This is a genomic window from Fulvivirga lutea (assembly GCF_017068455.1).
GTDB lineage: Bacteria > Bacteroidota > Bacteroidia > Cytophagales > Cyclobacteriaceae > Fulvivirga > Fulvivirga lutea.
In genome coordinates this window covers 4,079,098-4,105,396 of the sequence record NZ_CP070608.1, presented here as the reverse complement: position 1 = coordinate 4,105,396, position 26,299 = coordinate 4,079,098, and the positions used below count along the sequence as shown (strand labels likewise).

29 protein-coding genes are annotated in these 26,299 nt (G+C 36.7%); 16 read left to right on the top strand and 13 right to left on the bottom strand.

All coding sequences use genetic code 11. The features are described 5' to 3' along the window. The 3 genes from JR347_RS18215 to JR347_RS18205 are packed head-to-tail and all read right to left on the bottom strand — an operon-like array spanning position 1 to position 3,294. On the bottom strand, positions 1-1,002 hold the full coding sequence (locus tag JR347_RS18215; protein ID WP_205721999.1) for a sugar phosphate nucleotidyltransferase: 1,002 nt from the start codon (positions 1,000-1,002) through the stop codon (positions 1-3). A gap of 45 nt (positions 1,003-1,047) precedes the next feature. After that, positions 1,048-2,496 carry an oligosaccharide flippase family protein gene (locus tag JR347_RS18210; RefSeq protein ID WP_205721998.1) on the bottom strand — a complete coding sequence of 483 codons (1,449 nt, stop codon included), beginning with the start codon at positions 2,494-2,496 and terminating at the stop codon, positions 1,048-1,050. Positions 2,497-2,511: 15 nt separating this feature from the next. After that, on the bottom strand, positions 2,512-3,294 hold the full coding sequence (locus JR347_RS18205; RefSeq protein WP_205721997.1) for an enoyl-CoA hydratase/isomerase family protein: 783 nt from the start codon (positions 3,292-3,294) through the stop codon (positions 2,512-2,514). Positions 3,295-3,517: 223 nt separating this feature from the next. Here JR347_RS18205 and JR347_RS18200 point away from each other — a divergent pair, with 223 nt between their 5' ends. Further along, positions 3,518-4,549 carry a T9SS type A sorting domain-containing protein gene (locus JR347_RS18200; RefSeq protein ID WP_205721996.1) on the top strand — a complete coding sequence of 344 codons (1,032 nt, stop codon included), beginning with the start codon at positions 3,518-3,520 and terminating at the stop codon, positions 4,547-4,549. On the opposite strand, the gene JR347_RS18195 is transcribed toward JR347_RS18200, so the two are convergent. Continuing rightward, positions 4,526-5,482 (bottom strand): NAD-dependent epimerase/dehydratase family protein, encoded by a 957-nt coding sequence (locus tag JR347_RS18195; RefSeq protein ID WP_205721995.1) that lies wholly within the window; start codon positions 5,480-5,482, stop codon positions 4,526-4,528. The two genes, JR347_RS18200 and JR347_RS18195, sit on opposite strands and share 24 nt — an antisense overlap. Positions 5,483-5,576: 94 nt before the next feature. Here JR347_RS18195 and JR347_RS18190 point away from each other — a divergent pair, with 94 nt between their 5' ends. Together JR347_RS18190 and kbl are read left to right on the top strand one after the other, a co-directional pair. Continuing rightward, positions 5,577-5,924, top strand: coding sequence for a hypothetical protein (locus JR347_RS18190; RefSeq protein WP_205721994.1), 348 nt, complete (start codon positions 5,577-5,579; stop codon positions 5,922-5,924). Further along, a complete protein-coding gene (kbl, locus tag JR347_RS18185) occupies positions 5,924-7,117 on the top strand; it encodes a glycine C-acetyltransferase (RefSeq protein WP_205721993.1) in 1,194 nt (397 codons plus the stop codon). The genes JR347_RS18190 and kbl overlap by 1 nt, the downstream gene beginning before the upstream one ends. Position 7,118: 1 nt before the next feature. Here the strand turns inward: kbl and cdaA are convergent, their stop codons facing one another. Both cdaA and folP read right to left on the bottom strand, forming a co-directional pair. Further along, on the bottom strand, positions 7,119-8,009 hold the full coding sequence (cdaA, locus tag JR347_RS18180; RefSeq protein WP_205721992.1) for a diadenylate cyclase CdaA: 891 nt from the start codon (positions 8,007-8,009) through the stop codon (positions 7,119-7,121). 15 nt (positions 8,010-8,024) lie between these two features. Then, complete coding sequence (gene folP / locus JR347_RS18175; RefSeq protein WP_235689716.1) at positions 8,025-8,882, bottom strand: dihydropteroate synthase; 858 nt, start codon at positions 8,880-8,882, stop codon at positions 8,025-8,027. A 36-nt stretch (positions 8,883-8,918) separates the two neighbouring features. On the opposite strand from folP, the gene JR347_RS18170 reads away from it, so the two are divergent. From JR347_RS18170 to JR347_RS18160, 3 genes are read left to right on the top strand one after another with little or no spacing between them, the layout of a single operon-like run. Next, complete coding sequence (locus tag JR347_RS18170; protein ID WP_205721991.1) at positions 8,919-9,461, top strand: DUF1599 domain-containing protein; 543 nt, start codon at positions 8,919-8,921, stop codon at positions 9,459-9,461. A gap of 1 nt (position 9,462) precedes the next feature. Then, the gene (locus JR347_RS18165) at positions 9,463-10,566 is read left to right on the top strand and encodes a BT_3928 family protein (protein WP_205721990.1); all 1,104 of its coding nucleotides are present in this window, start codon (positions 9,463-9,465) and stop codon (positions 10,564-10,566) included. Next, positions 10,550-11,074: a shikimate kinase gene (locus JR347_RS18160; protein ID WP_205721989.1), complete on the top strand. Its 525-nt coding sequence runs from the start codon at positions 10,550-10,552 to the stop codon at positions 11,072-11,074. The genes JR347_RS18165 and JR347_RS18160 overlap by 17 nt, the downstream gene beginning before the upstream one ends. On the opposite strand, the gene JR347_RS18155 is transcribed toward JR347_RS18160, so the two are convergent. Both JR347_RS18155 and JR347_RS18150 read right to left on the bottom strand, forming a co-directional pair. Further along, positions 11,048-12,628 (bottom strand): OmpP1/FadL family transporter, encoded by a 1,581-nt coding sequence (locus JR347_RS18155; RefSeq protein WP_205721988.1) that lies wholly within the window; start codon positions 12,626-12,628, stop codon positions 11,048-11,050. The two genes, JR347_RS18160 and JR347_RS18155, sit on opposite strands and share 27 nt — an antisense overlap. A 32-nt stretch (positions 12,629-12,660) precedes the next feature. Then, positions 12,661-13,998, bottom strand: a complete 1,338-nt coding sequence (locus JR347_RS18150; RefSeq protein ID WP_205721987.1) for a hypothetical protein — start codon at positions 13,996-13,998, stop codon at positions 12,661-12,663. Between the two features lie 131 nt (positions 13,999-14,129). On the opposite strand from JR347_RS18150, the gene proS reads away from it, so the two are divergent. From proS to JR347_RS18110, 8 genes are all read left to right on the top strand, one after another. Beyond that, on the top strand, positions 14,130-15,608 hold the full coding sequence (proS, locus tag JR347_RS18145; RefSeq protein ID WP_205721986.1) for a proline--tRNA ligase: 1,479 nt from the start codon (positions 14,130-14,132) through the stop codon (positions 15,606-15,608). A 160-nt stretch (positions 15,609-15,768) separates the two neighbouring features. Next, on the top strand, positions 15,769-17,217 hold the full coding sequence (locus JR347_RS18140; RefSeq protein WP_205721985.1) for a sensor histidine kinase: 1,449 nt from the start codon (positions 15,769-15,771) through the stop codon (positions 17,215-17,217). 59 nt (positions 17,218-17,276) lie between these two features. Continuing rightward, on the top strand, positions 17,277-17,966 hold the full coding sequence (locus JR347_RS18135) for a glycosyltransferase family 2 protein (protein WP_205721984.1): 690 nt from the start codon (positions 17,277-17,279) through the stop codon (positions 17,964-17,966). Position 17,967: 1 nt separating this feature from the next. Then, the gene (locus tag JR347_RS18130; RefSeq protein WP_205721983.1) at positions 17,968-19,434 is read left to right on the top strand and encodes a cellulose synthase family protein; all 1,467 of its coding nucleotides are present in this window, start codon (positions 17,968-17,970) and stop codon (positions 19,432-19,434) included. A gap of 28 nt (positions 19,435-19,462) precedes the next feature. Then, a complete protein-coding gene (locus tag JR347_RS18125; protein WP_205721982.1) occupies positions 19,463-20,758 on the top strand; it encodes a hypothetical protein in 1,296 nt (431 codons plus the stop codon). Then, positions 20,751-21,251: a rhodanese-like domain-containing protein gene (locus tag JR347_RS18120; RefSeq protein WP_205721981.1), complete on the top strand. Its 501-nt coding sequence runs from the start codon at positions 20,751-20,753 to the stop codon at positions 21,249-21,251. The genes JR347_RS18125 and JR347_RS18120 overlap by 8 nt, the downstream gene beginning before the upstream one ends. Beyond that, positions 21,244-21,858, top strand: coding sequence for a TIGR04282 family arsenosugar biosynthesis glycosyltransferase (locus JR347_RS18115; RefSeq protein WP_205721980.1), 615 nt, complete (start codon positions 21,244-21,246; stop codon positions 21,856-21,858). Before JR347_RS18120 ends, JR347_RS18115 begins: the two co-directional genes overlap by 8 nt. Positions 21,859-22,014: 156 nt before the next feature. Continuing rightward, on the top strand, positions 22,015-22,545 hold the full coding sequence (locus JR347_RS18110; RefSeq protein WP_205721979.1) for an EF-hand domain-containing protein: 531 nt from the start codon (positions 22,015-22,017) through the stop codon (positions 22,543-22,545). A 34-nt stretch (positions 22,546-22,579) separates the two neighbouring features. On the opposite strand, the gene JR347_RS18105 is transcribed toward JR347_RS18110, so the two are convergent. From JR347_RS18105 to JR347_RS18090, 4 genes are all read right to left on the bottom strand, one after another. Beyond that, positions 22,580-23,152, bottom strand: coding sequence for a hypothetical protein (locus JR347_RS18105; protein ID WP_205721978.1), 573 nt, complete (start codon positions 23,150-23,152; stop codon positions 22,580-22,582). Positions 23,153-23,265: 113 nt separating this feature from the next. Beyond that, positions 23,266-23,637, bottom strand: a complete 372-nt coding sequence (locus JR347_RS18100) for a cupredoxin domain-containing protein (RefSeq protein ID WP_205721977.1) — start codon at positions 23,635-23,637, stop codon at positions 23,266-23,268. Positions 23,638-23,664: 27 nt separating this feature from the next. Beyond that, positions 23,665-24,216 (bottom strand): carboxymuconolactone decarboxylase family protein, encoded by a 552-nt coding sequence (locus JR347_RS18095; RefSeq protein ID WP_205721976.1) that lies wholly within the window; start codon positions 24,214-24,216, stop codon positions 23,665-23,667. 124 nt (positions 24,217-24,340) lie between these two features. Then, complete coding sequence (locus tag JR347_RS18090; RefSeq protein WP_205721975.1) at positions 24,341-25,201, bottom strand: helix-turn-helix domain-containing protein; 861 nt, start codon at positions 25,199-25,201, stop codon at positions 24,341-24,343. Positions 25,202-25,395: 194 nt separating this feature from the next. Between JR347_RS18090 and JR347_RS18085 the strand changes: the two genes are divergently transcribed. Together JR347_RS18085 and JR347_RS18080 are read left to right on the top strand one after the other, a co-directional pair. Beyond that, entirely contained in the window at positions 25,396-25,734 is a 339-nt protein-coding gene (locus JR347_RS18085) for a YopX family protein (RefSeq protein ID WP_205721974.1), read from the top strand. Positions 25,735-25,796: 62 nt separating this feature from the next. Next, on the top strand, positions 25,797-26,039 hold the full coding sequence (locus tag JR347_RS18080; protein ID WP_205721973.1) for a hypothetical protein: 243 nt from the start codon (positions 25,797-25,799) through the stop codon (positions 26,037-26,039). On the opposite strand, the gene JR347_RS18075 is transcribed toward JR347_RS18080, so the two are convergent. Continuing rightward, a complete protein-coding gene (locus JR347_RS18075) occupies positions 26,036-26,272 on the bottom strand; it encodes an acyl carrier protein (RefSeq protein ID WP_205721972.1) in 237 nt (78 codons plus the stop codon). The genes JR347_RS18080 and JR347_RS18075 overlap by 4 nt on opposite strands. Positions 26,273-26,299 lie beyond the last annotated feature (27 nt).

Genomic DNA, 26,299 nt, shown 5'->3' with positions numbered 1-26,299 from the left:
TTAAGAGATAGTGTTGTAGTCTCCAACACTCAGATCATCTGATTTACCTTCAAGGGTAACGTGATTACCCAACATTGAGTTTTTCATATTTGAATTATTTATGTTGGTATTTGTCTGAATTATACTATTCTGAACAATAGAATTTTTTATTGATGACTTATTTCCCAAAGATACATGTGGCCCAATAATTGAGTTCTCAATCACTGCTTTTTCGCCTATATATACAGGAGGTATAATTACCGAGTTCTTTATGGAGGCTGATTTTGCAATTAGATCTTCATCTTTTATGAATTCTAAGTACCTTTTGTTGGTGTAAACTGTTGCGTTTTTATTTCCGCAATCGAGCCATTCACTAACCTGTCCTGGAACAAAGTTTGATCCCTTGTTCTTCATATTTTCAAGGGCATTTGTTAGTTGATATTCACCTTTAACCTTAATGTCGTTGTCAATAAGATATTGTAGCTCAGACCGCAAAAAGGCTCCATTCTTGAAATAATAAATCCCAATTATGGCTAGGTCAGAAACAAATTCTGCTGGCTTTTCAACAAAATCTGTGATAACGCCTTCATCCGTTTTTACAACGCCAAATGCAGAAGGGTCATCTACTTGCTGTACCCAGATAATACCATCTTTGCTCGAGTCGAGCTTAAAATCTGCCTTAAAAAGCGTATCAGCAAACGCTACAATTACATTACCTTCAAGCAATTCCTGAGCACACAGAATGGCGTGTGCGGTACCTAATTTGTCATCTTGATAAAAGATATGACCTTCCGCGCCTAATGATTTGGCAATAGCCTTCAAATCAGCCTCTATTTCTTTACCAAAATCGCGGCCAATGATGAACCCAATATTTTTAACTGATTCCGAACAAACTTCTACAATATCTTCAACCAGTCTATTTACTATTGGCTTACCTGCTATAGGAATTAAAGGTTTAGGAGTGGTTAAAGTGTGTGGTCTAAGTCGAGTACCACGACCAGCCATAGGAATAATTATATTCATTTCAGAATTCTTTTTTCAGTTACCCAGCCTCAAAACTAAGAAAAATTAAAGCTTTCCTGCCGACAATTTATTTTTTTCAATAACCCAAAGAACGATGGTGATAAGTATTGAACAAACTATGTTAATAGTAGTGTCAATGGTGAAGTTGGGATGCTGATATAATTCCCCCATATACACAAGCACAACTGCTGTAATTGCGTAAGGTATAAGTTTTGTGAAGTTGTAAGGGATAGGAAAGTGCTTCTGACCGATAATATAACACACCAAGCTCATCGATAAGTAACAACAAATGATACTAATGGCGCATCCCAAAAGTCCAATTTTTGGTAACAATAACACATTGCCAGCTAGAGTTACAAATAATCCTATAAGACTAAAATAAAGGCCATACCTGGTTTTATCGGTAATCTTAAACCAGATACTAAGATTTAGATAAACTCCATAAATAAGTTTTCCAAAGAGAATTAACGGGACAAGGTATAGGGCCACCCTGTATTCAGGCTGTCTTAAAAAAATGGAGGCAATGAAATCAACATTTAAGCTTACAAGCACAAATAATAAAAGCCCAAAAATCACAAAATAGTGCATTACACGAGCAAATAACTCAGGAGCCTTTTTATCATCGGCTTGTGCAAAGAAAAAGGGCTCGCCCGCGTAACGGAAAGCCTGAACGGCCAGCATCATCAGCACACCTAGTTTAAACGTTTGGCTATAAACCCCTGTTGCTGCAGTGCTGTCCATTGATTTATAATATGAGTCAGGAAGGAAATGTTCGATCAGAATTTTGTCAAGCTGCTCATTCATCATACCTGCGAGTCCCATCAGAAAGATGGGTGTAGAATAACTAAAAACCGTTTGCATTACTTGTTTATCCCAATGGAACCTAATTTTAATGACCTCTTTGTAGAGCATTAAAACCATCAGTGCATTGGCAATAAGGTTGGCTAAAAATATTGAGCCAATAGTTACTTCAAAGGATGAATCTAGCGAGGGAATAATTAATAGGAAGAAAAATTGTAACCCTATGTTAATGAGAATGTTAGCAATTTTTATGGATGCAAATTTTTTAGCTTTATTTTCAAATCTTAACCTACCGAACGGTATAGATAATACCGCATCTATCCATAAAATAATGGCCAGCCATTCAATGTATTTTCCAGCTGAAGGATAGCCGATGAGAGGTGCTAAAAAATCAGAATTAAAATATATAGTTGCTGATAAAACTGTGCTAATAATAATTACTACTGTGCATGATGAAGTGTAGGCCTTTTCCAGATTATCCTTAGCAAACCTGAAAAATGTTGTTTCCATGCCATAGGTATATATCACTAAAAAAATGGCAGTGTAGGCAAATAAACTGGCAACTATACCGAGCTGTTCCGGAAGGAAAATAGCAGTATGAAGTCCTACAAGTAAATAGTTTATAACTCTGCCAAGTATACTACTTACACCGTATATAGCAGTTTGTCCTGCAAGACTTCTAAGTTGCCCCATTATAAAGTGATGGAATTATTCGCCTTTAAATTCAGGCTTTCTTTTTTCCAAAAATGCCTTCGTTCCCTCTGCAAAATCTTCTGTTTTCGTGCAATGTGAGAAGGCATTTGCTTCCGTTTGGTAACCATCTTCATCAGAATAAACTGCGTTAATACAGTCGATAACCATACCTACTGCCAATGGTGCTTTTGAAAGTATTTTTGAAAGTATTTTGTTACACAATTCGTGGAGCTCTTCTTTTGATTGCACCACATGATTAACGAGGCCTAATGACTTGGCTTCATCGGCAGAGATCATATCTCCTGTCATCATTAATTCAAATGCCTTTCCTTTGCCAATTAGTTGGGTAAGTCTTTGAGTTCCACCATAGCCAGGAATTATTCCTAAGTTCACCTCGGGCTGTCCAAACTTTGCATTATTGGAAGCTACTCTCATATGACATGCCATAGCAAGTTCACAACCACCGCCAAGCGCAAAACCATTGACTGCTGCAATAACAGGTTTAGGGCAATTTTCATAAAGTGCAAACACTTCCTGGCCGTTTTCAGCAAAATTACGAGCGTTCATTTCATCTAATTCGGCAATTTCCGTAATGTCTGCGCCTGCTACAAATGCCTTTTCACCGGAGCCAGTGAGAATTAAAGCTTTGATTTCTTCATAATCATAAACTTCTGTGATTAAACTCTTCAAGTCATCAATTGTTGCAATATTGAGCGCGTTGAGGCTTTCTGGTCTATTAATTGTTGCAGTTAAAATGCCTTCATTAAGCTCTGTAAGTATGTTTTGGAATGCTGCCATGGTTACTTATTGTTATTCGATTTAAAGTTACTTTTCGAATTAGTAATTGCAAACTCTATTTCAAATTAAGGATGAAATTCCCGTTTTGGGAGGATGGGCAGTAATAAAATTGTTTTATAGACCAAAAATAAACTTTTAAAGTGTGGTGTAATAATTGTTTCTTTGCATGTTGTAAGTAAAAACACCTAGTTACTTTTACTTATTTCGTTGTATTAAAAGAGTTATGAAAAAATATTTTCTAGTATTTGTTATGAGTTTCTTGGCAGAGATTGCCATCGGTCAAACTTGCACAAGTTTAAATAATGTAATTTCTGGAAATCCAAAAGGATGGTCAAGAACTACGAACTGGAGTTGTTCAGGAGCTTCTAATACTGTAAGTGGAGCATGGGATGGAACAAACATTGTAATTAACAGGGATTTCAACATAGAAAATGAAGTAATTGACTTAACAAGTTCTACATCAATAACGACCATTACAATTACTTCAACTGGAATTCTTACTTTTAGTTCAAATGCAAAACTTTTATTACCTGCTGGTGTAGAGATAGTTTTTGAAAGTGGCGCACAATTGGTAGCAAATAATAATGCATCAGGCTCTCTAATAGAAATAAATGGTAATGGTGTTTGGGGAAATGCATGCCCTGGCTGTAGTAATGAAACATTAACTGGTCCGGGTACGATTGATGAAAATTCTGACCCTAATGCACCTCTTCCAATTGAACTAGCATTTTTTAATGCAAAATCTAATAGAAACTATATCGAGCTTGCGTGGTCAACCTATACCGAAATCAATAACGACTTTTTCACAGTCGAAAAATCATCAGATGGCATTAACTATAGTTTATTAACAACAGTGGATGGTGCAGGAAACAGTTTGGCGCCATTAGAATATAGTTATACCGATAAAAACCCATCTTTTGGAAGATCATATTACCGATTAAAACAAACAGATTTTGATGGTACTTCAGAAACGTTTGCGCCAGTGGCCGTTGATTTTACTTCTTTAGAAGAGGGAAAGCTAGTATTTACAAACCCAGTGAGCCCGGGTGGTTTAGTTAATATTATTACAAACGCAGAAGAAACAGAAGCCCTTTCTCTTAGTGTAGTGAATATTTTGGGTGAAGTAATTCTCACAAAAACCTTCTCAGGATCTCAGTATGATTTTAACTTACATCAGAATATGAAGCCTGGACTTTACTTTGTAAAAGTGTTTTCTTCAACGTCTGAAAGATCAGGACGTTTGATTGTTCAATAGAGGTTTTAATCCTGTAAGAATTTCCGAAGTCATTTTATCTAAATCAAATTGGTGAGACCAACCCCAGTCATTTCTGGCACTGCTATCATCAATTGAATTAGGCCAGGAGTCAGCAATTTTTTGTCTGAAATCCGGTGAGTAAGAAATTTCAAACTCAGGCATTTCTTTTTTAATGGATTCAGCTATTTCTTTAGGGGAAAAACTAATGGCACTGATATTATAGCTGGATCTTACTTTAACATCACTTTCCTCTGCCTGCATCAAATCAATAGTGGCCTTCACAGCGTCATCCATATACATCATGGGTAAATAGGTATTTTCTGATAAGAAGCACTCATATTTACCTTCTTCTAAAGCTTTGTAATAGATATCTACTGCATAATCAGTTGTCCCACCTCCTGGTTTCGCTTTATGGCCAATTAATCCAGGGTATCTTAAGCTTCTAACATCTACACCATATTTATTGTGATAGTACTCACACCATCTCTCACCGGCCAGCTTACTTATCCCATAAATTGTGTTGGGATCCATAATCGTATTTTGTGGTGTATTATCAACTGGTGTTGATGGCCCGAATACAGCTATTGAACTAGGCCAGTAAATTCTTTTTAGATTTTTTTCTTTGGCAAGATCCAGAACATGGATTAAGCTGTCCATATTCAATTGCCAGGCAAATTTTGGGTCAGACTCACCTTTGGCTGAAAGAATGGCGGCTAAATGATATACCTGTGTTATTTGATGTTTGTCTGCTAATTCGAAAAGCTTTTCCCGATCCATAGCATTGAGAATTTCTGATGGTCCATCAGCCAACTTACCAGATGGTTCTTTGATATCGGTAATAACTACATTGTCTCTACCATAAATATCGCGAAGCGCTAAACTTAATTCAGACCCAAGTTGCCCTAAGGCACCAATCACAAGTATTTTATCCATAGTTAATTATTGCTCGGTGCGAATTTAGACATTTCATTCAAACGATTGAAATTCTGTTCGCGCTTTGAGCGAGCAAGTTATATATTTGCTATTCATGGACTTTATCGAATATCTCAAGTCAAAAAAAATTGATCCAAAGCTGTATGAAGCGGGAGATCAAAAGCAATACCTAAAGTTCAAGCAGGAATACGAACAAATGCATCCTAATAGTTTTACATCTCAAAAACTGTTTTTGATTAATGATTTAAGGAGAAGGTATTTGCTTAGTGAAGCGAAAGACTCGAAAGAAGTAAATAATGATAATGATTCTAAAGAAGTAAAAAGGCCAATTGTTAAGCCCAAGATAGCAGGAAAGGCGAAACCGGTGATGAAGAAACCTGGTAAACCTGTTATCAGAAAGCAAGCAAAGCCTATTATAAATAGACCTAAAAAGGAAGATTGATGTATACGTTAAAAGAAAAGCTAACTAAAGAAATAGAAGAAATTAAAGAAGCAGGGCTTTATAAGTCCGAAAGGGTAATTGTCACGCCTCAGGGAGCTGATATTAAAACAGCTCAAGGTAAAGAAGTAATTAATTTCTGCGCGAATAATTATTTGGGTTTGTCCTCACACCCGAAGGTGATCGATGCAGCCAAAAAAACAATTGATACGCATGGATATGGAATGTCGTCAGTTCGATTTATTTGCGGCACCCAAGATATTCATAAAGAACTTGAAAGGAAGATTTCTGAATTTCTAGGCACTGAAGACACCATACTATATGCTGCAGCTTTTGATGCCAATGGGGGTGTATTTGAGCCTTTGTTAGGCCCGCAAGATGCTATTATTTCAGATGCATTGAATCATGCTTCAATTATTGATGGCGTGAGACTGTGTAAGGCTATGAGATATCGGTACAATAATAACGATATGGCTGACTTAGAGGCCAAATTGAAGGAAGCGAGGGAAGCCGGTGCAGAACAAATAATGATAGTTACAGACGGTGTATTTTCCATGGATGGAACAATCGCTCAATTAGACAAAATCTGTGATTTAGCTGAAAAATATAAGGCCATGGTCATGAGTGATGAATGCCATTCTACTGGATTTATAGGTAAAACGGGAAGAGGCGTTCACGAACATTGCGGTGTAATGGGCAAAATGGACATTATCACAGGAACATTAGGAAAAGCTTTGGGTGGAGCTTCAGGAGGATTTACTTCAGGTAGAAAAGAGATAGTTGAATTGCTGCGACAAAGATCACGACCGTATTTGTTCTCTAATACATTAGCACCATCGATAACAGGCGCTTCTATTGCCGTGATAGATATGCTAAGTGAAACAACCGACTTGCGCGACAAACTGGAAAATAATACGAAATACTTCAGAGAAAAAATGACAGCTGCGGGCTTTGATATAAAGCCGGGAGTTCACCCCATTGTACCCATTATGCTATACGATGCACCATTAGCACAGAAAATGGCTGATGCATTATTAGAAAAAGGTATTTATGTAATTGGCTTCTTCTATCCGGTAGTTCCTAAAGGACAAGCAAGAATAAGAGTGCAGATATCAGCTGCACATGAGCAACATCATTTAGATGCAGCTATCAATGCTTTTACAGAAGTTGGTAAAGAATTAGGTGTGATAAAATAATTTAAGCCTTCGCTTCACTACGAATGGGGTTGTTGACAGTTTTATTTTTACTTTCAGCAACCTCATTTTTTGTTTCTTCCTTTCCTTCGGGTTTGGTTGTAAGGTATTCCTGGATATGCTTTCTTAATTCCTGAGGCGAAAGGTTACTATGTAACTTACCATTTCTAGTAAGTGATAATTGACCTGTTTCTTCAGAAACTACCAATATAGCCGTATCTGTTACTTCCGACATACCCATTGCCGCTCTATGCCTTAAACCAAACTGAGCAGGAAGACTATCAGACTCTGAAACAGGAAGAACACATCTTGCAGCTTTTATTTTGCCTTTATGAATAATTGCAGCCCCATCATGAAGTGGACTGTACTTATTAAAAATTGAAAGTAGTAGCCTTTTAGATAGGTGAGCATCAATAACGTCACCGGATTCTGCATAAAATTTCAATTCTGAATCTTTGGAAAATACAATCAGTGCTCCGGTATTTGTTCCACCTAATGTTTTGGCTGCTTCAATTACGGGAGTGATATTAAATAGCTCGTCATGCTCACGGCCTTTCCCCAAAAAAACGTTTTTAAAGAATGATGTACTTTTATTGAAGTCTGTTGTTTTGCCAATGAGTAGTAAAAACTTACGTATTTCTGGTTGAAAAAGGATTATAGCAGCCAGCACACCAACTCCCATAAACTGGCCTAATATTAAGCCTAGAAGTTCCATCTGTGCAGCACGTACAATAAGGTAAATGAGGTATAGTGCCAATACTCCTAAAAAGATGGTAACGGCCACACTACCTCGCATTAGTTTATAGACCTGATACAACAATACACTTACTAATAGTATGTCGATAACATCTACCCAACTAACCTCAAGAAACCCTATGCTAAATGATAATATCAATTTTAAATTTTTAGACTATTTAATATACGTTAAATTAAACAATTTGACCGTTTCTGCCGCTTCTTTTACGTCATGAACCCGTAAAATTGATGCGCCATTTTGTAAAGCAATCATATTAAGTGCTGTAGTGCCATTCAAAGCTTCGGCCGCAGAAATATCTAGTGACTTATAAATCATTGACTTCCTTGATATACCAACGAGAATAGGTAGCTCTAAAGTTTTTAATTCCTTAAGTTTTTTAAGAAGCTCAAAATTTTGAGGTACCGTTTTGGCAAAACCAAATCCCGGATCAATAATTATATCGTGTATACCTCTTGCCCGAAGATCAGTAACCTTTTTCTGGAAGTAATCGATAATCTCCAAGATGAGATGGTCGTAGTTGGTATACTCTTTCATGGTTTGAGGCGTCCCTCGCATGTGCATCAAAATATAAGGAACATTTGTTTGTTCAATAAGATCAAACATCCCATCATCTAGTTCACCACCTGATACATCATTAATAATATCGGCACCGGCATTGAGTGCTTCCTTCGCAACTTCTGATCGAAATGTATCAATCGAAATATAGCTATCAGTTAGCTCTTTTCTGATGGCTTTAATTGCGGGAATGACCCTATCGATTTCTTCTTTAACTGAAATATCTACAGCCCCTGGCCGGGTGGAGTAGCCGCCAATATCTATAATGGCAGCTCCATCTTCTACCATTTTAGTTGCTCTCGTAATAATTTCTTTCTCTTGCTCAACTCTACTGCCTTCATAAAACGAATCAGGTGTAACATTGAGGATACCCATTACCAATGGTACGTTTAATGAAACGGCATTTCCACGAATGTTGAGTGTCTTTTTACTCGAAAAAAATGTATCTTGCGCCACCTTAAAAATGGGTTTTTACAACTAAAATTTAATATTTTGATAGACCAAACTGTCAGCGAATATACGCAGGTAATAAAGGAGTGTAAAGCGCTTTTTGAAAAGAAAACAAAAGATTACGGCACAGCCTGGAGAATTCTCAGGTTAAGTTCAATTACTGATCAGATTTTTATCAAAGCGCAAAGAATTAGATCTATACAGGAAAAAGGAACCCAAAAAATAGAAGAGGATATTACCAATGAGTTTGTAGGGATAATTAACTACTGCATCATCGCTATTTTACAACTACGTTTAGAAGGTGATAAAAGAACTGAAATTCCCTATAACGATTTGGAACCCTTATATGATGAGGTTGTTAATGATACATTGGATTTATTAAAAAATAAGAATCATGATTATGGAGAAGCGTGGAGAGACATGCGTGTAAGCTCTATAACAGATATCATTTTAATGAAACTATACAGGGTGAAGCAGATTGAAGATAATGCCGGTAAAACATTGGTTTCTGAAGGTGTAGAGGCTAATTATCAAGATATGCTCAATTACTCTGTCTTTGCGTTAATCAAGTCAAACTTTATTTAATATGTTCAAAAAGGCGATTGATTTATTTTCGAGAATTTTTGTAGGCGGACTGTTTATTTTTTCCGGGTTGATCAAGTTGAATGACCCTGTGGGTACCAAAATTAAGCTTCAGGAATACTTCGAAGTTTTCTCTTCCGATTTTGGATCCTTCTTTGAAATATTTATTCCATTTGCACTTCCTATTGGAATGATCCTGATCATATTAGAAGTTGTTTTAGGTGTTGCTGTTCTAATTAATTATAAAATGAAATGGTCGATGAGTGTGATGATGGCACTCATGGTCTTCTTTACATTTCTTACCTTCTATTCTGCCTACTTTAATAAAGTGACGGACTGTGGTTGTTTTGGCGATGCCATACCACTTACTCCTTGGCAGTCATTTTATAAAGATTTGATACTGATCGTGTTTGTTGCACATCTTTTCTGGTACCGAAATGGTTATGAATCAGTTCTTCGTACAAGGCCAGCGAATGCTATAATTATAGCAACAACCGTTGTAAGTTTTATTCTTGGAATTACTGCCATTCGTCACTTACCTTTTATTGATTTCAGGCCTTATAAAATTGGGAACAGTATTCCTGAGAAGATGATTGCAGAGGAAGCGCCCATACTGGAATATACTTTTAAGAAGGATGGTGAAACAGTAAAATCAACTAAATATCTACTGCCAAAAGATGGTTATGAGTATGTAAGTGCCGAGTTGCTTAATGAAAAGGCATCTACACCTAAAATTACCGATTATCAAGTAGTTGGCACAGATGGTAATGACTACACAGAAGAAACATTTTCTGGTGCGAAGCTCTTATTAATTTTTTATGATGCGTCTTTTGAAGACAAGGAAAAAATGGATGAACTAAACAATCTGATTAACGGGTTGAATGGAATAGAACCAATGGTACTTACATCCTCGTCAGAAGCGGATTTTGAGGCATTCAGGCATGATTATCAATTGGCAGTACCTTACTATTTTACGGATGCAACCGTACTCAAGGCAATGATACGTTCAAATCCTGGCATTATGCTATTGCAAGATGGTGCGGTGCTAGGTAAGTGGCATCATAATGATATTCCATCGGCTGATATAGCAAATGGACTTATCAAATAGAATAATTCTTATAGGTATGCCGGGTAGCGGCAAAACAACCTTAGGAAAGGAATTGAGTGAGTGGATGAATCTTCCTTTTTTTGATTTAGATGATTTAATTGAGTCTAAAGAAGAAAAAACAATTCAACAAATATTTGGGCAGGAGGGGGAGGATGCTTTTAGAGAAATGGAAGCTTCCACTCTTGAAGGCTTCTGCAATTCGCATAATAAGTTCGTACTTGCAGCAGGCGGGGGCACTCCATGCTATTACAACAATCTTGAATTAATGAATGCGAATGCAAAAACTATTTATTTAGATGTTTCTGCAGAGGCGTTATTTGAACGGATGAATAAGACTGCCGTTGAGAAAAGGCCTTTATTTAAAAATGAAAACGTACTTGATAAGATAAAATCACTTATCGAAAGTCGCAGGCCATTTTATGAAAAAGCAAAACATCGTCTGATGTCCGATTCAATTTCTGTTGAAGATATCAGCGGGATTCTAAAAGAAGAATCCCACCGTAAATGACACTGCCGTATTTTTATTCTCTACTAAGGCCTCTCGCCTAGGATAGGGAGATACAGTTGAATTTCTGCCGTTAGATGTAGAAATAGCCATATCAACAAAATAATCTTCTGTTCTGATACCACCACCAAAGGTAATTCTGTTCTCACTCTCATCGATATCATTTTTGATGGGGTCGTCCATTCTGGCAAAACCAGCTCTTAGCCTAAACATCTCATATCTAAACTCAGCACCTAATCGATAGTTGATCACAGACTCTAGTTGATTGATGTCTGAATTGGCTTGAGAAAACGATACTCCGGATTCAGAATTTGAAAGATTAGCACCGGCATAATTAATTCTTTCAATATCCCCTGTAATAAACCCTGATTTCCCTAAAAAGTAGGTGGCACCTGCCCTCAGTTTAGATGGAGTAGTTATTGTAAAATTGAATGCCTCGTAATCGAATCCGAAAGACTCAATTTGTTCTCTAAAACTAGTTGCAAATAAGTAGTTAGCAGTAAGAGTTACGCTTCTAATTTGTTCAATAGAAATTATTGAAGGTGTTGTATAAGAGGCACCTAATAATACCTGAGGCATTGGCCTTCCAATAACTCCAAATGTAGCATTTACGCCAGTACCGTTTTGTTCATAGTTATCTTCCAAAACAAGACTAGTCAATTCGGCATTTGTTGGAATTTCAATATATTCCCTGTTTACTTCTCTAGTCATTGTTATAAGCCCTAAGCCAGCTCCAAAATAAATTCTATCATCATAGTTGGCTCCATAACTGAATGATGTCTGATACATTGCTCCGGTGGACTTGATTGTTTCTGTCTGGAAAGTGGGAAAGTCAGGCTCAGTATAGGCGGGTATGAAAATATCATTCCCATTGTTGTCTTGAGGGAAACTACCATCGTCTTCCACTGCGTAATAATCCCTATCAACAAAGTTATTGCCATTGATACTGAAAGGGCTTATAAGAAATGTTTCGAATGCAAGCTCTGCAAAATCATTATCAAAGCTTATATCTGACCCGTTGCTTGTAAAGGCATTTAATGCGGCATATTCTACAAAGTCTGCAGGATTGTTAGGGTCAAAAATAATATTACCATTATTATCTAACTGGTTAAAGCTGTTACCCTCATAGGTGATTTGATTTTGAAAATCGGCAATTCTATTGATACTGATTCCAAATGAACCACCTTTAAATGAGCCAGACCCTCTACCATATTTAATGGCTGCTCCTAAATTGCTGAAGTTGAAATTTAGACGAGCATCAGAAGTGTTTAGGCCAAGATATTCGCTTGTAGTATTTAAGTAATTGAAGGCAGGCGTAAAGGAGAACTCAGACTTATTGAAAAAGCCTAATCCAGCCGGGTTGGAGGAGGCTGAACTAATATCTCCTCCTAAAGAAGTCTGGGCTTCACCAATCCCCAACATTCGGGCACTTCCTCCTGGCGTTGTTCTGCTTAAATCAAGAGCCGTTCCTACAAAGTTACCGGCATCTTGTGCTTGCACATTGCTTAGACAAAACATTCCCATGCTTATACCAATAAGCGCAATTACTTTTTTCATGACTTAGAGTTTTCTTTTCTTAAAAATTCAGATTAGTTACCTCTTCTAGATCCTCCCGATGAACGCGAGCCGCCAGATGATCTGGATCCACCGCTACTTCTGCTTCCAGAAGAACCTGATGACATTCTACTACCACCTGAAGATCTAGAGCCTGAACTCGGTCTAGAATAACTTCCGGATCTGCTTCCAGAACTTGGCCTTGAATAGCTACCTGATCTGCTTCCAGAGCTAGGTCTAGAATAGCTTCCAGATCTACTACCAGAACTTGGCGTACTCCAACCTGAAGATCTTCTCTGAGGTGAGTTTCCATAACTACCTGATGATCTTGTTCTGGAATTAGGATAAGAACCATAGCTGCCACTTCTTGAACTGTTCGAAGGTCGACTATAAGTCGAATTCGATCTTGAACCAGATGAATTTGATCTGTCATAAGAAGACCTACTATAAGAAGATCTTGAATTAGTAGCCTCAGAATTTACGTCAGAAGATGGTTGAGACCTTCTGTAGTAAGATGATCTACTCGCAGCATTCCTCGTGTACCTATTATCGACCCTGCTATTTGAATTGTCAACTCTACCTGTAGTTCTTCCATTAGAAACACCATCATTGGATGCTACTCTTGATCTGGTTGATCTACCGGAGTTTACTGTTCCAGTACTTCTGGAAGAGCCTACACCTCTTCTAAAAGTTCTATTACTTCGGGTTTCAACGTTATTAATTACAACAACATTATTTCTGTAAGGATAAAAGAATGGGTCGTTCCAACCCCAGCCACCGCCATAGCACCAAGGGTCATACCAGCCACCGCCCCAGCCATAGCCTATGCCTACATTCCAGCCGGATCTCCAGCCCCAACGATTTCTCCATCTCCAATCATTCCAACCCCAGCCCCAGCCAGTGCCGAAACCTACTGAAACAGACCAACCCGGACGACCAATAATTCCTGGACCATACCATGGATCGTAGAAACCACCCCAATTGTTGCCATAAAAGCCATTGTTAAAACCTGGATTTGAATAATAATAGTTATTCACAACGGGAGGATTTTGACCATTATTTTCATAATCATCAACATAATAGTCGTCCTGATAATTACCATTATCTTCTTGATAAGAATCAGCCGAATATTTAGCTACATACTCTGGGTTTACATTTTTTTGTGAATAGCTGGATTCAGGAGATACATCATCAAAATTGGTTTTAACATCTTCAACTTGAGGTTGATTATATTTTTCTTGACGTGCCTTCTTTTTAGCTTCCCGATCTTTGGGTGTGTAATAAAGATCATCGTTTTCCTGAGCAATACTTGCACTGGAAATGATCATTCCAACTAGTAAAAGAATTGAAGTAAATTTAATTGTCGTTTTCATGGCACTTTCCTTTTGGTTCTAAACGTAATTTATTGCTCAGTAATTCCAAAATAAGGCTTTTTATATCCTTATATTTGCCGGCAACAAATTAATTACTTCAAAATAAACAAAAAACATACCAAACCTTAATTATGGCGAAAGGATTACCAAAAAGAAGTGAAGATTATTCTCAATGGTATAACGAATTGGTTAAAAAAGCTGATTTAGCAGAGCATTCATCTGTTAGAGGATGTATGGTTATAAAGCCCTATGGCTTTAGTATATGGGAGAAAATGCAGGCTGCACTGGATAAAATGTTTAAAGATACAGGTCATTCCAATGCGTATTTCCCATTATTCGTACCTAAGAATTTATTTGAAGCCGAAGAGAAGAATGCCGAGGGTTTTGCCAAAGAATGTGCGGTTGTTACTCATTATAGATTAAAAAATGACCCTGATAACAAGGGAAAATTAATAGTAGACCCAGAAGCTAAGTTGGAAGAAGAATTGGTAGTGAGACCAACAAGTGAGGCGGTCATTTGGAGCACATATAAAAACTGGATTCAGTCGTATAGAGACCTGCCATTGCTCATTAACCAGTGGGCCAACGTGGTTAGGTGGGAAATGAGAACGAGATTGTTCCTTAGAACAGCTGAATTTTTATGGCAAGAAGGGCATACTGCACATAGTTCGAAAGCTGAAGCAGTGGCGGAAACCAAGCAAATGCTAGAAGTATATGCAGATTTTGCCGAAAGATTCATGGCTCTACCAGTGGTTAAGGGTGTTAAATCAGAATCTGAGCGATTTGCTGGTGCAGAGGATACCTACTGTATTGAAGCGCTAATGCAAGATGGAAAGGCATTACAGGCCGGTACTTCTCACTTTTTAGGTCAGAATTTTGCCAAGGCATTTGATGTGAAATTTGCTGGGAAGGATGGTAAGGAAGAATATGTTTGGGGCACATCGTGGGGTGTGAGTACACGATTAATGGGGGCATTGATTATGGCGCATTCAGATGATGAAGGCCTCGTAATACCTCCAAAGTTGGCACCCATTCAAACGGTTATTGTTCCTATTTTTAAAGGAGAAGAACAATTAAATCAAATATCTGAAGTAGCTCAAAAGCTCAAAACGGAATTACAAGCTGATGATATTTCAGTGAAGTTTGACGATAGAGATACGAGTTCTCCCGGTTGGAAGTTTGCAGAGTATGAACTTAAAGGAGTACCGGTAAGAGTGGCCATAGGACCAAGAGATTTGGAAAATGGTACGGTAGAAATAGCCAGAAGAGATACTAAAGAGAAAAAAGTCATTCCGTTAAGCGAAGCGGCTCAGCATATCAAAAATTTAATGACAGAAATTCAGGAGAATATTTACAAACGAGCGCTGGATTTTAGAACTGATAATACCACTGAAGTGGATTCTTACGCTGAGTTTAAGAAAGTACTTGATGAGAAAGCAGGGTTTGTTATGGCTCACTGGGATGGCACTCCTGAAACGGAAGAAAAAATAAAAGAAGAAACAAAGGCTACCATCAGATGTATACCTCTTGATTTCAAAGAAGAAGAAGGCAAATGTATCTATAGTGGCAACCCATCGAAAGGTAAAGTAATGTTTGCCAGAGCTTACTAATTAAATTGATACCAACAAATGAAAGCAACCTGACATATCGGGTTGCTTTTTTTATGTTCTGTCGGTTGTAAGACCTTATTCATTCAACCAGACTATTTGATTGACGTTAAAAAGGCTCATGTCTAAGTTGATCAGCAGACTCAAGAGAAAAAACAGATTCATGGCGGTAATATTATCTGCCATCGGAATATTGCTTATCTATTTCATAATCTCATCGCACTTTCTTCACAAGGAGAAATCTAAAGCACTGGTTCTTCAAAAGCTTAGAGCAATTTCATTAACAGCAAGTCAATTCATTGATGGTGATGCACATGAATACATTGTAAATACCTATCACAAAAAGAATGATATTATTTCATCGGAAGAAGACTCAATTTACCTGAGATTACACAGGCAACTTAATAAGGTAAAGCAACTCAATGCGCTAGAAAGCCCCATTTATACGATGGTTTTCAATCAGGGTCATAATGAGTACGAATTTATAATTACCTCATCGGAACAGCCTTACTACAGACATATGTTTGTTAATTACCCTTCGCAACTAAGAATGAATTATAGTGTTGGAGGAGTAATAGATGAATACCAAACAGAAAATGGAACCTGGTTGAGTGCTTTTGCTCCAATAAAAAATTCGAAAGGTGAGGTGGTAGCTATACTACAAGTTGATCAGGAATTTGACTCGTTTCTTCAAGAAGCTCGGGAAGATTTAATAAAAAACATTCTTTTTACATCCGTACTGTTCGTGCCATTTATGATTTTCCTCTTCACTTACATGAGGAACGTTTTAACCAAAGAGGAACAGAACCAGCAACTTTTAGAAGAGCGTAATGAAGAAATTGAAATCCAAAATGAAATGATTAAAGAGGCGAACTTAAAACTTGAAAAGGCTAATTTGATTATACAAGCTCGAAATGACACGTTGGATAAACAAGTGAAAAAACGCACTAAAGAGCTACTGGAGGCCAATCAGGATTTAGAAACATTTCTATATAGATCGTCACACGACATTCAGGGGCCAATTGCTTCATTGAAGGGCGTAGTAAATTTAGCGCAAGCAGATACTAATAATGGGAAAGAATATTATGATTTTATAACTACAAGTGTTAATCAACTTGAAACAAGAATACGCGGTATTAACTCTGTTTTTGAAATTAAGAAACAGGAATTGGATTTGGCACAGCTCAGTATTCGTGAAGTTTTCGAAGATGCCGTAACTGACCAGTGTAATGAGCTAGGTTTTCACAGAGTCGATCTAAAATTTGGAGGCAATGCTATTGTTAAAAGTGACAAAACAGTTCTGAGTGTGCTTTTTTCTGAGTTGGTAAAAAATTCGATTATGTATCGCAATAGCGATATAGTAAAGATTGATTTATCAACCGAACTTGTAGGACAAAAACACATTCGAATTACTTACAAAGACAATGGAGTAGGAATAGATGCAGACCAACGAGATTCCATATTTGATATGTTTAAACGAGGGAACGAAAAATCTCAAGGCTCAGGCCTTGGACTCTATGCTGTAAAACTTGCTTTAGAAAAACTTCATGGTAAAATAACCCTGCTCAGTGCCGACAATGGTGTTACTTTCCAAATTAATTTACCCAGATGACCATCTGTCATTAATATGACTTTGCGCAAACCAAGGATTGGTTTACTTTGCAACCCTGAATGAAGCAGATAGTTAAAGTAATTATACCCGCCTTTAATGAAGAAAATGGAGTAGGCTCTGTTATTGCAGAAATACCTAATGACATTGTGAGTGAAGTAATTGTAGTCAATAATGCTTCTACTGATGATACTGAAAAGGCAGCAGCTAAGGCTGGGGCAACTGTTCTGAGGGAAGAAGTTAAAGGATATGGCAGGGCTTGTCTGAAGGGTATTGAGTATATCAAACAACAAGAAAACAAACCTCATATTGTTGTATTTTTAGATGCAGATTACTCTGACTATCCTGAGGAAATGAAGGATTTAATAAAGCCTATCATTGAACAGGACATGGATTTGGTGATTGGGTCGAGAGCGTTGGGCAACAAGGAGAAAGGAGCAATGACACCGCAGCAAGTTTTTGGTAATTGGTTGGCTACAGGTTTATTAAAGTTGTTTTATAATGTAAATTTCACTGATTTAGGTCCATTCAGGGCTATTAAATATGAAAGTTTAATAGCATTGAATATGAAAGACAAAACATATGGCTGGACTGTGGAGATGCAACTGAAGGCAGCTAAAATGAAAATGAAATGTACAGAAGTGCCAGTGAATTATAGAAAAAGAATAGGCTTTTCGAAAGTTTCCGGAACGGTTAAGGGAACTGTCATGGCAGGATATAAAATAATTTGGACCATTTTTAAGTACTTGTAATATGGAGTGGTTAGTTATTGTACCATATAGCCTTGCATTACTGTTTATTTTTGTCTTCAGCCTAAGCCAATTGAACTTAACGTGGCACTACCTGAAGTCTAAGAAAAATCAAACTCAGGCTCCATCAACGTTGAAAGACTACCCTTATGTAACTGTTCAACTTCCTATTTATAACGAAAAATATGTTGTAGAGCGCTTACTGATAAAAGTGGCTCAATTCGTTTACCCAAAGGATAAATTAGAGATTCAGGTATTGGATGATTCCACCGATGAGACAGTGGAACTCACTGCAGCATTAGTTGAAAAATTACAGAATACGGGCCTGGACATTCAACACATCAGAAGGCCAACCCGGGAAGGGTTTAAAGCAGGAGCTTTACAATATGGAATGCAAATGTGTAAAGGTGAATTCATTGCTATTTTTGATTCAGATTTTCTACCTGAGCCAGATTTTTTACTTAAGACCTTACCGCAATTCGAGGCTAATATAGGTGTAGTACAAACCAGATGGGGCCACTTAAATAGAGATTATTCACTGCTCACAGAGCTTCAGGCGTTTGGACTAGATGCACACTTTTCTGTGGAACAAACTGGTAGAAATCACGCCAACAGTTTTATTAATTTTAATGGTACTGGAGGAGTGTGGAGGAAAGAATGTATTAATGATGCTGGCGGTTGGTCTGCTGATACATTAACTGAAGATTTAGATTTAAGCTATCGGGCGCAACTAAAGGGCTGGAAGTTTAAGTACTTAGAAGACTGTGTAGCTCCCGCTGAGTTGCCGGTTATCATGTCAGCAGTTAAATCTCAACAATACAGATGGAATAAAGGTGCAGCAGAAACGGCCAAGAAGAATTTAGGTAAAGTGCTAAAATCTGATTTAGGTTTTGGGAGTAAAATACATGCCGTTTTTCATTTGTTTAATAGTTCGGTGTTTGTATGTCTTCTAATTGCTTCATTATTGAGCATACCCATGCTCTTTATTAAAGATGCGAATCCAAGGTTAGAATTGCTGTTTGACATAGGCAGCGTTTTTCTGCTCGGTTTTTTCTCAATTACTTTCTTTTATTGGGTTGCAACCAAAAATACCCTCACCAACTATTCGTCAAAGTACTTTTTTAAAATATATCCTATGTTTTTAACGGTTTCAATGGGGCTTTCGCTTCATAATGGGCTAGCTGTTTTAGAGGGTTTGTTTGGGTTTAAAAGTGAGTTTATTAGAACACCCAAGTTCAACATTAAAAGCAAGACAGATTCTTGGGTAAACAACACGTACATCAAGCCAAAGCTCAACCTTCTCATATTGTCAGAGGCATTTTTGAGTTTCTATTTTTTCTTTGGTGTAAGCAGTGGTATATTTTTAAAGGACTGGGGCCTTGTAATTTTTCACCTCATGTTAGCCATAGGTTTTGCGATGGTATTTTATCACTCAATAAAGAGTTTACCGGGTGCTGCGTCTGCTAAATAGGAAGTGGTTCTTTTGGTTATTAATGGCCTTGAGCATCATATTATATGTTCAAATAGCATTTTTTATCCAAAGGTTCGAAAGTGGAATTCTAATTCCGGCTTATACTTTGGTCTTCATTTGTTATATCGTTCTTGTTAAAAACTATTCAAAGAGCGATGTTCAGATCAACTATCTTTTAGGTTTGGCCTTCTTAGTACGATTTTTACTTGTCTTCGCCTTCCCATCTTTGTCTGACGACATTTATCGGTTTATATGGGATGGAAGATTACTAAATGCAGGCATTCACCCTTTTTCTGAGGTTCCTTCCTTTTACATGATCTCTGGAAATGAGATGGCTGGATTGGATCAATCGCTTTATACAAAATTGAACTCACCGGAATACTTTACCATTTATCCACCTTTTGCTCAATTCATTTACTGGGTATCAACGTTAGCTACCGATTCCATTTACATAAGTAATATAATCATCAAGTCACTCATTTTTCTTGCTGAGGTAGGTTCAATCATTATCGGCTTAAAATTGCTCGAACGCTATAAACTTCAGAAAAGAAATATTCTGATGTATGCACTTAATCCTTTGGTGATTTTAGAACTCACCGGTAATGTTCATTTTGAAGCATTTATGATTTTCTTTTTGTTGTTGTCAGTGTACTTGATGCACCAATATGCTATAGTAAAATCAGGCTTTTACATGGCTGCCAGTATTGCTAGCAAGCTAATACCAGTAATATTTCTACCGTTATTTTTAAGAAGGTTAAAACTAGCACCTTTAATAAGGTGGTACGCGGCAATTCTAGTCTTCTCGTTATTATTTTTCATTCCATTATTTCAGTCTGACTTTGTTCATGGAATGGGTGAAAGCCTGGGGTTGTATTTTCAGAAATTTGAATTTAATGCAAGCATCTATTATATCATCAGAGAAATCGGGTATTGGTTTAAAGGATATAATATCATAGGCACGGCAGGTAAGTTTCTGGCCTTGGCTTCATTCCTCAGTATTATGGGTATAAGTCTATTTTACCGAAAGAATGCCAATATTTTTGAGTTGATGATGCTGGCATTAACCGTATACCTACTCCTTTCAACAACAGTTCACCCCTGGTATGTAACAACCATTTTAATGGTATCGATATTCACAAAATTCAGGTTTACAATAGTGTGGTCTTTGCTAATCTTTTTCACTTATATTGGATATACTGAAACAGGCTTTCAGGAAAATATGTTGATAGTGATACTAGAATATGTAGTTATAGTTACTATCCTAATTGATGAACTTTATGAAGTATCTAAGAATAGAACACCTTGGTTGGCAAAAAATGTTTAGATGGATTTTATTAGTGTTTACGATCGTAGCTTGTAATGATATGTTTGCTCAACAAGATTTTGATAAAAAAGTAAAATCACTTTTAAATAATACAGTGCCACAGATAACCAGTAGCGAGTTGGATACTTTACTACAAAAGAATCCTAATCTGATTTTATTGGATACACGATCAACAGAGGAGTATAAAGTAAGTAAAATAGCTTCAGCAAAGTTTATCGACTATGATGATTTTGAACCTCAAATGGTTCAGGGAATAGACAAAGATGAACAAATTGTTGTCTATTGCTCTGTTGGGTATAGAAGCGAAAAGATAGGGGAGAAACTTCAAGAAATGGGCTACAACAATGTACTCAACTTATACGGTGGCATATTTGATTGGAAAAATACTGATCATGTTGTTATTAATGAGAATCAACAACCTACTGATAGTGTACATACTTACAATAAAAATTGGTCTAAATACCTAAACAAAGGAGTGAAGGTTTATGACTGATCACCTCATTATTTTTGCTAAAAACCCTGAATTAGGAAAGACTAAAACACGGCTTGGGAATAAACTTGGTGATGATGTGGCATTAGCGGTTTACTACAACCTAATCCATCGAACACAAGAGGTTACAGCCGATGTTAATGTAACCAAGATCGTATATTACTCATCATTTGTTGACAGGGAAGATTCCTGGGATAATATCACTTACAAGAAGAAGAGGCAAAAAGGTGAAAATTTGGGTGTAAGGATGGCTCAGGCCATGAAAGACTCTTTTGAGGAAGGCGCTACCAAAGTTGTCCTTGTAGGAACAGATATATATGATCTGACATCGAATATTATTCAAACTGCCTTTAATGAACTTGATGATCATGATGTAGTTATTGGTCCGGCCAAAGATGGTGGTTATTACCTTGTTGGCTTATCTAAACCTGTTTATTCGATTTTCGATCTCGACTCCTGGAGTCATTCCGAGGTATATAATGAAACAATGGCCCTGATAAACCAGGCAAATCTCTCTTCATCAGTATTAGTTGAGTTGAATGATATTGATGAACCAGAGGACTTGAAAGGTACTGATCTGGAAAAGTTTCTGTTTGATATAGGCAAGTAATTCGCCACTAACACTACATTTCTGTAGAATTAATTACACACCACACGTTGCACGATATCAACAATTAAACCGAATTTAAGGCCATTTTCGGTGCTATTGGATGATGGAATAGTCTTCGCACTTATAAGGGTAACTTTAATCAAACTAAATAAGATCATGAAAAAATTAACTTTTTTAATAGCTACATTATTAGCAACCAGTCAATTATTTGCTCAAGACATGACATTTGATGATTGGGATACGGATGATGATGGATTGATTGAACGATTTGAATTCACTCAGAAGTTCGTAGACAATTATTTCAAAATGTGGGATCCATCGGAAACAGAAGGGATTTTAGAAGAAGATTTCTTTAAATCTTCATATGCAGGTCTCGATACTGATGGTGATCAAATGTTATCGGATGAGGAATGGCTTATAGGTTATAACTATTTCTATGAAGATTACATTACCACAGCAGAAGTCAATTTTGTTGATGTGAATAATGATGGTAGAATTACTTATGAAGAGTATCATGATGTACTCTATGATCTTGATTATTTTACTGACGTAGATGTTGATGAAGACAATTACATTAGCGAATATGAATTAGCTGATTATGTCTTCGATAATTGGGATTTTAATGATAATGGTACAATTGGAGTTTACGAGTATAGTAGATTCGATTGGTATTATCTAGATGTATAATTGAACATCAGACCCTCCAACAGTGGAGGGTTTTTTATTTTATAGGCTTAAAAAAGATGAGCATTTGAATAATAATCCCAATTAAAATGAGGGTTCCAATTTCCAGGGTTGAAATAAGGTTGCTGCTCTCAACAAGCCTGTTAGATTTATCCAACTCCCTTTTTGCTTCCAACATTTGTATTTCTGCAAGTTTATCGAGTTCACCTAATACCTCCACAATTTGAACTGCTCGCTCTGAACTATCTCCACTTTTTTCTATTTCATAAAGTTTGCTCAGTTTTTTCTTCAGCACATTCATCGACTTTTCCTCTTTTGCAGTAAGTCTGGTATTGGCGTATTTGTCAACTACCACATTGATCGAATCATTAATGTTAAAATCAATCTTTGTGATTTCTCCGGTAATCAAATCGTTCTTTTTAATATCTAAAAGTCTCGATATTTTAAAGATGTGATCTTTAGCTACCAGGCGGTCTTCATAGACAGATGAGAATGACTTTTGAATCATTTTAAAATGATTTTTATCCATTCTATTAGTGGCAAACACCAATAGAAAAACGGTTACAAGGGCAGCTAATGCTTTTAATTTGGACCAAAGTTTATTTGACATAAGAGTGGAGTTGAATTACCAAAACTAACGTACTAATATATAAATTGTTCGCTGCCTAAAAACAATAAACCCTCTTTAAAAGAGGGTTTATTATTTGAAAATATTCAACCTATTTATTTAACCATTATGGAATATTGCGGTGTAGGGTTCAGCGGACAGAAATAAACATACTCGCCTTTTTCCAACGTAACGGTTTTAGATTCAGCCGTTTCGCCATCATTGATGGTCTTTTTTAAGTATGCCTCAGGAATATGATTCTTCTGATCTGTTTTTCCTTTGGGTGCAATCACAAATCCTAGTTCATGATCCACACCCTCGTTAGTTACTTCAAAAATATATTGTTTTCCTGCCTCAAGAGTGAGTTCAGTTTGAGTAAATTCACCTGCAGTTTGAGATAATTTTACTCTTTCTGGAGTTTGAGCTTGTGCTATTGAGCTAATGCTTAGCACTGCTGCAAAAAGTATAGATTTTAGTAAGTTTTCCATTTTATAATAGTTTAAGGGTTTATTCAATTATGCGTTAATAGTCTCTAATTCAGGTGCAGCTGGGAAGTCTACAGGAATTTGAGTAGCACCATGTATAAAGTTGCTGATAATTTTATCACCTATTACCATGATAATATCCACCAAGTTGGCTTTTGTATAGCCAGCGTTGAATAAATTATCAACGGCATCAGAACTTGGTTTGCTTCTGTTTTCAGTAATATTTTTAACAAAAGCCGCAAGAGCATTTAATTTCTCATTGAATGAAACATTACCAGTTCTAATCTCTAAAATTTGGTCGTCTGTAAAACCGTTCATTTTGCCTAATGCAGTGTGAGCAGCCAAGCAATAGTTACACTCATTTACTTGCGAAACAACTAAATTGATTACTTCTCTTTCTTTAGCTGTTAATGTACTTTTTCTGTTTTGAAGTGCAAGGTAGTCTGCTAAAGCCGTCTCGTTGTGAGCATACGTAGCGTAAAGGTTAGGTACAAAACCTAGTCCTTTTTCAAGCTGATCAAATATTGCCTGATTGTTAGCACTTACTTCATTTTTTGTTGGAACATTTATTTGCGTTGCCATATCTGTTTTGTTTAATTTTTAAAATGTTTCGTTTTGATTACGATACAATTTTACGGCAACAATACAGGCAGGTGAGAGGCTACTCTTCCCGATAGAGTGTCAATACTTCCCAATGTGCATTTTTCTATTGTACACTGGCTTTTTCAGAACGCATTTGCTGCTTGAATTCAAGGGGTGTTTGCTTAATTAAACGCTTAAAAACTTTATGAAAACTACCGGCATCTTCAAACCCCAGCTCGTAAGCAATTTCCTTTACACTTTTATCGGTATAGAGTAAAAGACGTTTTCCTTCCAAAATAATTCGCTCCTGAATTATCTGCAGCGGAGTGCTATTGCTAAACTTTGAAAATAGGTTGGATAATGTTTTTGGTGACTTAAAAAGCAGTTCTGCATAGTCAGATACCTGGTGTTTTAGTTTATAATTTTGCTCTACAAGTACATTAAACTTCCGGATTAAATCTATTTGGCTGTCTTCCATTTCAGATTGGATAATCTGCTTTTTAGCTATTCTGGTCACTTTTATGATTAATCGCTTTAATAACATCCTTAACATTTCTTCCTGGATATTATCACGCGTACTAAATTCGTCAACAAAAACATGGAAGAGCATTTCAAACTTTTCTATCTCTTCTTCTACCAAATCGATTATGTGTTGGTTAGAGCTCCCAAAAAATAAAATTCCATTGCATGAAACTTCCTGATCGTGATCTATGATGCAGTAAAACTCCCGATTAAAATTAAAAGAGGTGAGTTCGGGGGTGTCTTTGGGAAATTTAAGAACATGTAAATAGGTGTAAGTAGTAATCTGGTTGGGCAATAGTGTGGTTTCAGCTCCATCAACATAAAATGTTACAGGATTATGGCACCTGTTCCATAAGATGCTAATTAAGTTATTATACCTTTCTAACTCATGGAGTTCCTTGGCATGATTAGTCAGTAGCGCCAAAAGAGAATTGAATTCCTTGCCTTCAAAAACTTTTACCATTCTATAAATCTCTGAATTATTTTAAAAATGGAAAGTCACCTTACAGACTTAAGCATTATTTGGATTGATAAATTTTTAATATACATGTGCTATTGAAAGAACAAGCTTAAATTGTTGTCGATGCTGATCAATAAAATATATTTAAGTATTTTGATGATAAATGTCGCTTGTTTTAGCTAAAAAAGGAGGAAATATTGGAACGGCAATTCAAATTCAAAGCCTGGAATAAAGATACTAAGCTGTTAATGCGCTTAAACCAGATCGATTGTGTGAAAGGCGTTCTTGTCAAAGAAGATCATGTGTTGCTGCAATTTACCGGCTTACATGATAAAAGCGGGAGCGAAGTATACGAAGGCGATATTTTGCTTTTTGGTACTGAAAAAGCCATTGTCAAATGGAATAATGAGTCATTTTCCTGGACACTAGTTAACGAAATTGGAGGTAGCCATCGTCCGTTTAACTCAGCAGAAATGGAGAAGGGTGTAAAATTGTGCAGCGTTTTTGAATCGCCAGAATCTTTTTCTTCAAAATAGTGGTTACCTTTGCACTGCAAAACGTTTTTATACGCACACGCTATTCTAACTATACCAACTAAATGAAAGTATCACTAAGTGTTGATCAATTAAACATTACTCCGAGAGAAGCTCAGGTAGTGGACATGCTTTGTGAGTCTTTAAAACAAGACGTTGAGCTATTAAAGTGTCCAAATTGCGGTGAAGAAGGCCAAATAATTCTTCACGTAAACAATACGAAAATTTCAGCTTTAAGAACAGAAATTAAGGTGTGCTGCCCGGAATATTATGCCAAAACAGAAGAAGCTTTGGCACTAAACGTTTAGCCCTTCATTTTTTTGTCAATATAAGCTACGGCCTGATTAATAGTTTGTAGTTGCTCGGCATCTTCATCAGGAATCCTGATATTAAAAGTCTGCTCAAACTCCATCACCAATTCTGCATAGTCAAGTGAGTCTATTCCTAAATCTTTGATGAAGTTGGCATCTGGAGTTACCTCCGTTTCTGCTATACCTAACTTATCGACTAATATTTTGGTGATTGTATTATTTATATCCATTGGTTGAATCTATAAAAAGCAATCCGT

What these genes read in the sequence shown, in the direction of transcription:
- proS (WP_205721986.1), top strand. Translation starts at nt 14,130, where the DNA reads ATGGCGAAAGGATTACCAAAAAGAAGTGAAGATTATTCTCAATGGTAT.
- JR347_RS18215 (WP_205721999.1), bottom strand. Translation starts at nt 1,002, where the DNA reads ATGAATATAATTATTCCTATGGCTGGTCGTGGTACTCGACTTAGACCA.
- JR347_RS18205 (WP_205721997.1), bottom strand. Translation starts at nt 3,294, where the DNA reads ATGGCAGCATTCCAAAACATACTTACAGAGCTTAATGAAGGCATTTTA.
- JR347_RS18090 (WP_205721975.1), bottom strand. Translation starts at nt 25,201, where the DNA reads ATGGTAAAAGTTTTTGAAGGCAAGGAATTCAATTCTCTTTTGGCGCTA.
- JR347_RS18165 (WP_205721990.1), top strand. Translation starts at nt 9,463, where the DNA reads ATGTTCAAAAAGGCGATTGATTTATTTTCGAGAATTTTTGTAGGCGGA.
- JR347_RS18155 (WP_205721988.1), bottom strand. Translation starts at nt 12,628, where the DNA reads ATGAAAAAAGTAATTGCGCTTATTGGTATAAGCATGGGAATGTTTTGT.
- JR347_RS18120 (WP_205721981.1), top strand. Translation starts at nt 20,751, where the DNA reads ATGTTTAGATGGATTTTATTAGTGTTTACGATCGTAGCTTGTAATGAT.
- JR347_RS18210 (WP_205721998.1), bottom strand. Translation starts at nt 2,496, where the DNA reads ATGGGGCAACTTAGAAGTCTTGCAGGACAAACTGCTATATACGGTGTA.
- JR347_RS18150 (WP_205721987.1), bottom strand. Translation starts at nt 13,998, where the DNA reads ATGAAAACGACAATTAAATTTACTTCAATTCTTTTACTAGTTGGAATG.
- JR347_RS18110 (WP_205721979.1), top strand. Translation starts at nt 22,015, where the DNA reads ATGAAAAAATTAACTTTTTTAATAGCTACATTATTAGCAACCAGTCAA.
- JR347_RS18135 (WP_205721984.1), top strand. Translation starts at nt 17,277, where the DNA reads ATGAAGCAGATAGTTAAAGTAATTATACCCGCCTTTAATGAAGAAAAT.
- kbl (WP_205721993.1), top strand. Translation starts at nt 5,924, where the DNA reads ATGTATACGTTAAAAGAAAAGCTAACTAAAGAAATAGAAGAAATTAAA.
- JR347_RS18200 (WP_205721996.1), top strand. Translation starts at nt 3,518, where the DNA reads ATGAAAAAATATTTTCTAGTATTTGTTATGAGTTTCTTGGCAGAGATT.
- JR347_RS18095 (WP_205721976.1), bottom strand. Translation starts at nt 24,216, where the DNA reads ATGGCAACGCAAATAAATGTTCCAACAAAAAATGAAGTAAGTGCTAAC.
- JR347_RS18100 (WP_205721977.1), bottom strand. Translation starts at nt 23,637, where the DNA reads ATGGAAAACTTACTAAAATCTATACTTTTTGCAGCAGTGCTAAGCATT.
- JR347_RS18160 (WP_205721989.1), top strand. Translation starts at nt 10,550, where the DNA reads ATGGACTTATCAAATAGAATAATTCTTATAGGTATGCCGGGTAGCGGC.
- JR347_RS18190 (WP_205721994.1), top strand. Translation starts at nt 5,577, where the DNA reads ATGGACTTTATCGAATATCTCAAGTCAAAAAAAATTGATCCAAAGCTG.
- JR347_RS18115 (WP_205721980.1), top strand. Translation starts at nt 21,244, where the DNA reads ATGACTGATCACCTCATTATTTTTGCTAAAAACCCTGAATTAGGAAAG.
- JR347_RS18080 (WP_205721973.1), top strand. Translation starts at nt 25,797, where the DNA reads ATGAAAGTATCACTAAGTGTTGATCAATTAAACATTACTCCGAGAGAA.
- JR347_RS18195 (WP_205721995.1), bottom strand. Translation starts at nt 5,482, where the DNA reads ATGGATAAAATACTTGTGATTGGTGCCTTAGGGCAACTTGGGTCTGAA.
- JR347_RS18130 (WP_205721983.1), top strand. Translation starts at nt 17,968, where the DNA reads ATGGAGTGGTTAGTTATTGTACCATATAGCCTTGCATTACTGTTTATT.
- JR347_RS18075 (WP_205721972.1), bottom strand. Translation starts at nt 26,272, where the DNA reads ATGGATATAAATAATACAATCACCAAAATATTAGTCGATAAGTTAGGT.
- JR347_RS18140 (WP_205721985.1), top strand. Translation starts at nt 15,769, where the DNA reads ATGGCGGTAATATTATCTGCCATCGGAATATTGCTTATCTATTTCATA.
- JR347_RS18105 (WP_205721978.1), bottom strand. Translation starts at nt 23,152, where the DNA reads ATGTCAAATAAACTTTGGTCCAAATTAAAAGCATTAGCTGCCCTTGTA.